Annotated in this window: 5 protein-coding genes; all 5 read right to left on the reverse strand. The window is 66.3% G+C overall.

What is annotated here, in order from left to right:
• Positions 1-338 (reverse strand): flagellar basal body P-ring protein FlgI (locus tag B2W70_RS00855; RefSeq protein WP_286742047.1); only part of this gene is annotated, 338 nt, incomplete at its 3' end.
• Between the two features lie 42 nt (positions 339-380).
• Positions 381-1,085 (reverse strand): flagellar basal body L-ring protein FlgH, encoded by a 705-nt coding sequence (locus B2W70_RS00860; protein WP_286742048.1) that lies wholly within the window; start codon positions 1,083-1,085, stop codon positions 381-383.
• Positions 1,085-1,870, reverse strand: coding sequence for a flagellar basal-body rod protein FlgG (flgG, locus tag B2W70_RS00865; protein ID WP_286742049.1), 786 nt, complete (start codon positions 1,868-1,870; stop codon positions 1,085-1,087). The genes B2W70_RS00860 and flgG overlap by 1 nt, the downstream gene beginning before the upstream one ends.
• Before the next feature lie 36 nt (positions 1,871-1,906).
• Positions 1,907-2,638 carry a flagellar basal-body rod protein FlgF gene (gene flgF / locus B2W70_RS00870; protein WP_286742050.1) on the reverse strand — a complete coding sequence of 244 codons (732 nt, stop codon included), beginning with the start codon at positions 2,636-2,638 and terminating at the stop codon, positions 1,907-1,909.
• A gap of 46 nt (positions 2,639-2,684) precedes the next feature.
• Positions 2,685-4,007 (reverse strand): flagellar hook protein FlgE, encoded by a 1,323-nt coding sequence (gene flgE, locus B2W70_RS00875; protein WP_286742051.1) that lies wholly within the window; start codon positions 4,005-4,007, stop codon positions 2,685-2,687.
• Positions 4,008-4,148: the final 141 nt, after the last annotated feature.

Below are 4,148 nucleotides of genomic sequence, written 5' to 3' on the forward strand. Positions count from 1 at the left end.
TGGCCGGGTTGGGCGAAGGGGGGCAGGGTGGCGGTCACCAGCACGGCCGCCACGTTCTTGAGCTGCATGGCGGTGCCAGCGGGCACCGTGATGCCCATTTGCTGGAGCATCGCGTTGATGCTCTGGGCGGTGAAGGGGGTCTGCGTGGTCTGGTCGCCCGTGCCGTCGAGGCCGACGACCAGGCCGTAGCCCATCAGCTGGTTGGGGCGCACGCCTTGCACGGCGGCGATTTCCTTGAGCCGCACGGCCTGGGCCTGAACGGGCCACCACAGGGCTGCGGATGCGGCCAGGAAGGCCAGGGCGATCAGCAGTTTGAGGATGCGGTCAGTGTGGTTCATGGCGCCGGTTCCAGGGGGGACTCGGCTCCATTTTCCGGACCTTTAGAAGGGCGAGACGCTCAAAAAGAACCGCGCCAACCAGCCTATTCCTTGCGCTTCGTGCTGCTGGCCTCGGCCCATCTGCTCGACGCGCACATTGGCCACCTGGCTGGACTTCACGAGGTTGCCCGGCTGGATGGTGTAGGGGTCGATCTGCCCTGAAAAGCGCAGGACGTCGACGTTTTTCGCCACGCCAATTTGCTTTTCACCCGACACAATCAGGTGCCCGTTGGGCAGCACCTCGACCACCGTGGTGGTGATCGAGCCCGTGAACGTGCCGGTGGCCTCGCTGCTGCCCTTGCCGTCGAATTTGTTGTTGCTGCTGCCCTCGGCGCCCAGCTTGGCCACCTGGGTGATGTTGGCGATCGGCACGGCCGTGATGGTGCTGTCGACCGAGCCCTTTTTCTCGACCGAGCTGGTGGTTTCCTGCTTGGCCGAAACCGTTTCGCTGATCTGGATGGTGATGATGTCGCCCACCATGCGCGCGCGGTGGCTTTCGTACAGCGGCCGGTATCCCGCCTGCTGAAACAGCGAGCCGTTGTTGACCGGTGTGTAGGCGCCGGCCACGGGGCGCACCTGGGTGGGTTGCATCACGTCGACGCGTGGGTTGAGCACCTCGCAGCCGGCCAGGGCCAGCACAGCGGCGCCCAGCGCCAGGCGGTGGATGACCCGGCGCGTGGCGCGTCGTGCGAGGCGAGCGGCGGTCATCACAGTTGCCCCAGCTTTTGCAGCATCTGGTCCGAGGTCTGGATGGCCTTGGAGTTGAGCTCGTAGGCGCGCTGGGTCTGGATCATCATCACCAGCTCCTGCACCACGTTGACGTTCGAGGTCTCCACGAAGCCTTGCGCCAGGCTGCCGCGCTCGTCGGCGGCCGGGTTGCCCGATTGGGGCGTGCCCGAGGCCACGGTCTCCTGGAAGTAGTTCTGGCCCTTGGGATCCAGCCCGTTGGGGTTGATGAAGGTCGAGAGCTGGAACTGGCCGATGCGTTGCGGCGTGGTCGTGCCCGGCACGGTGGCCGTGATGACGCCGTCGGTGCCAATGGTCACCTGAGTCGCGTCGGCCGGAATGGTGCCGCCCCCGATGTTGACCGGGTAGCCGTTGTTGGTGACGAAGCGGCCCTGGTTGTCGATCTGGAAGGCGCCGTCACGCGTGTAGCCGATGGTGCCGTCGGGCAGGGTGACCTCGAAGAAGCCCTTGCCCTGGATGGCCACGTCCATGTTGTTGCCCGTCTGCTGCAGGTTGCCCTGCGTGAACTGGCGGGAGGACGCCACCGCGCGCACACCCAGGCCAGCTTGCAGGCCGGTCGGCAGGGTGGTCTGGTCCGAGCTGCTGGCGCCGCTTTGCCGCAGGTTCTGGTACATGAGGTCTTCGAAGACCGCGTGCGTCTGCTTGAAGCCGTTGGTGCCGCTGTTGGCCAGGTTGTTGGAGATGTGGTCCAGCTGGGTCTGCTGGGCTTCCATGCCGGACTTCGATACCCACAGGGAACGCATCATGGTGAAACTCCTTCGGCGCGTTGCCGTTGTTCAGGGTCAGCCGTTGGCCGACAGCAGCTGGGCTGCGGACTTCTCGTTTTGCTCGGCGGTCTGCATCAGGCGCATCTGCGTCTCGTACTGCCGCTGCGAGGCGATCATTTGCACGGTGGTCTCGATCGGGTTCACGTTCGAGCCTTCCAGGGCGCCGTCCTGCAGCCGGGCGGTTTCGTCCAGGGGCAGCTGGGCGCCATCGGCGTCGCGGAACAGGCCGTCTTCGCCGCGCTGCAGCTTGACCTCGGGCGTCACCAGCTTGATGCGCCCCACGTTCTGGCTGGTGCCATTGCGTGCGCGTGCGCTCACGGTGCCATCGGGGGCGATGCTGGGCTCGGTCCCCACGGGGATCGTGATCGGGCCGCCGTCGCCCAGCACCTGCAGGCCTTCGGCGGTCACCAGGGTGCCCTGGTTGTCGGTCATCAGGTGGCCAGCGCGCGAGTAGGCTTCGGTGCCGTCGAGGCCTTGCACGGCCATCCACGATTTGCCCATCACGGCCACGTCCAGCGGCCGGTTGGTGGGGGTGATGGTGCCGGCGCTCTCGTCGTAACCCACGGTGGTCTCCAGCGAGTAGACGCGGGTCGAGGCCCCGTCGCCGCGCACGGGCACGGCGCGCAGGGCATGCAGCTCGGCGCGAAAACCCGTGGTGCTGACGTTGGCCAGGTTGTTGGCCAGCACCTCCTGCTGGGCGAAGTTGGCCTTCGCACCAGCCATGCTGAGGTAGATCATGCGGTCCATGGTGTGCTCCGTGTGCCGGTTTCAGCGATCGGGGTTCAGCCCGTCATCAACGCAGGTTCACCAGCGTCTGCAGGACCTGGTCCTCGGTCTTGATGGTCTGGGCGTTGGCCTGGTAGGTGCGCTGAGCCACGATCATGTTGACCAGCTCGCCGGTCAGGTCGACGTTGGACTCTTCCAGCGCACCCGACTGCAGCAGGCCGTAGACGCCGCTGCCGGGGGCGCCGAGCGGCAGGGGCTCGCCGGAGGTGTTGGTGGCCTTCCACTCGTTGGCACCGATGGGCTGCAGGCCGTTGAGGTTGCGGAAGTCGGCCAGTTGCACGCGGGCCAGGGCCTTGGACTGACCGTTGGTGTAGCGCGCCTTGACGGTGCCGTCCGACTCGATGATGAAGTCCGACAGGTTGCCCGCGCCGTAGCCGCCGCCGATCAGGTTGGTGACGGCGTAGTTGCCCGAGTATTCGGTCGAGGCCGACATGTCGAAGGTCACGCCCGTCAGCGGCTGACCGTTGTTGCCACCCGGGATGTCGGGCAGGGTGATCACGGTGTTGGTCGGCAGCGAACCATCGGGGTTGAAGATGACCTGGCCGATGGGCAGCGGCGTGGGCGTGGGCACCGCGGTGGCCGCGCCGGGTGGGTTGATCGATGCGGCGTTGGTGTTGCCGTCAGCGGTCACGTAGATGTCCCAGGTGGCGCCTTGCGCTGCCACGGGTGGGGTGGCCGACAGGTCTTCGGCCACGGCAGCGGCCACCTTGCGGAAGTAGTAGTTCATCGCGATCGGGGCGCCGTTGTCGCCATAGACCGTCTGCGATGTCACGAAGTTGTAGCTCTTGGAGTTCTCGAAGTCGATGCCGATGGCCGAGTCGATGGCCGTGGCACGCGCGTCCAGGTTGGCCGTCATGGTGATGGCCTCGGCGGGCTCGGGCGCAGAGCCGTCGTTGCTCAGCTGGATGGGCGAGCCAGCGGGGCCTGCGGGGGCACCGGTTTCGTCCAGCGCCTGGCCCAGCAGCTTGTGCTTCTCGTTGTTGATGATGAAGCCTTCGGCGTCGCGCTTGAACTGGCCATTGCGCGAGTAGACGGTCTCACCCTGGTCGGTGGCCAGCGCGAAGAAGCCCCGCCCGTTGATGGCCAGGTCCAGGTTGTTGGAGGTCGTCGAGATGTTGCCCTGCGTGAACTGCTGGGCCACCGCTGCCACGCGCGCGCCGATGCCGATGCCGTTGTTGCCCGCACCGCCCAGGGAGGCCGCGTACATGTCGGCGAACTCGGCACGCGAGGCCTTGGCGCCATAGGTGTTGGCGTTGGCCACGTTGTTGCCGATGACCTCCAGCGCCTTGCTGGAGATGTTCAGACCGGAGAGACCTTGCTGGAAGCCCATGATCGTGTCCTTTCGGGGGTGCTGCTGGGGAGTGGGCGGGAAATCAGGAAACGGCCTTGACCTGGGTGTACGGGATCGTCAGCCCGTTGGCCAACTCCAGGTTCAGGGTGCCGTTGTTGGTGTTGACCGCGGTCACGGCCG

It is taken from the genome of Aquabacterium sp. UBA2148 (assembly GCF_002328915.1).
Lineage (GTDB): Bacteria > Pseudomonadota > Gammaproteobacteria > Burkholderiales > Burkholderiaceae_C > Aquabacterium > Aquabacterium parvum.

Excerpts from the sequence above, each read along its gene's own strand:
- B2W70_RS00860 (WP_286742048.1), bottom strand. The coding sequence starts at position 1,085 with ATGACCGCCGCTCGCCTCGCACGACGCGCCACGCGCCGGGTCATCCAC.
- flgG (WP_286742049.1), bottom strand. The coding sequence starts at position 1,870 with ATGATGCGTTCCCTGTGGGTATCGAAGTCCGGCATGGAAGCCCAGCAG.
- flgE (WP_286742051.1), bottom strand. The coding sequence starts at position 4,007 with ATGGGCTTCCAGCAAGGTCTCTCCGGTCTGAACATCTCCAGCAAGGCG.
- flgF (WP_286742050.1), bottom strand. The coding sequence starts at position 2,638 with ATGGACCGCATGATCTACCTCAGCATGGCTGGTGCGAAGGCCAACTTC.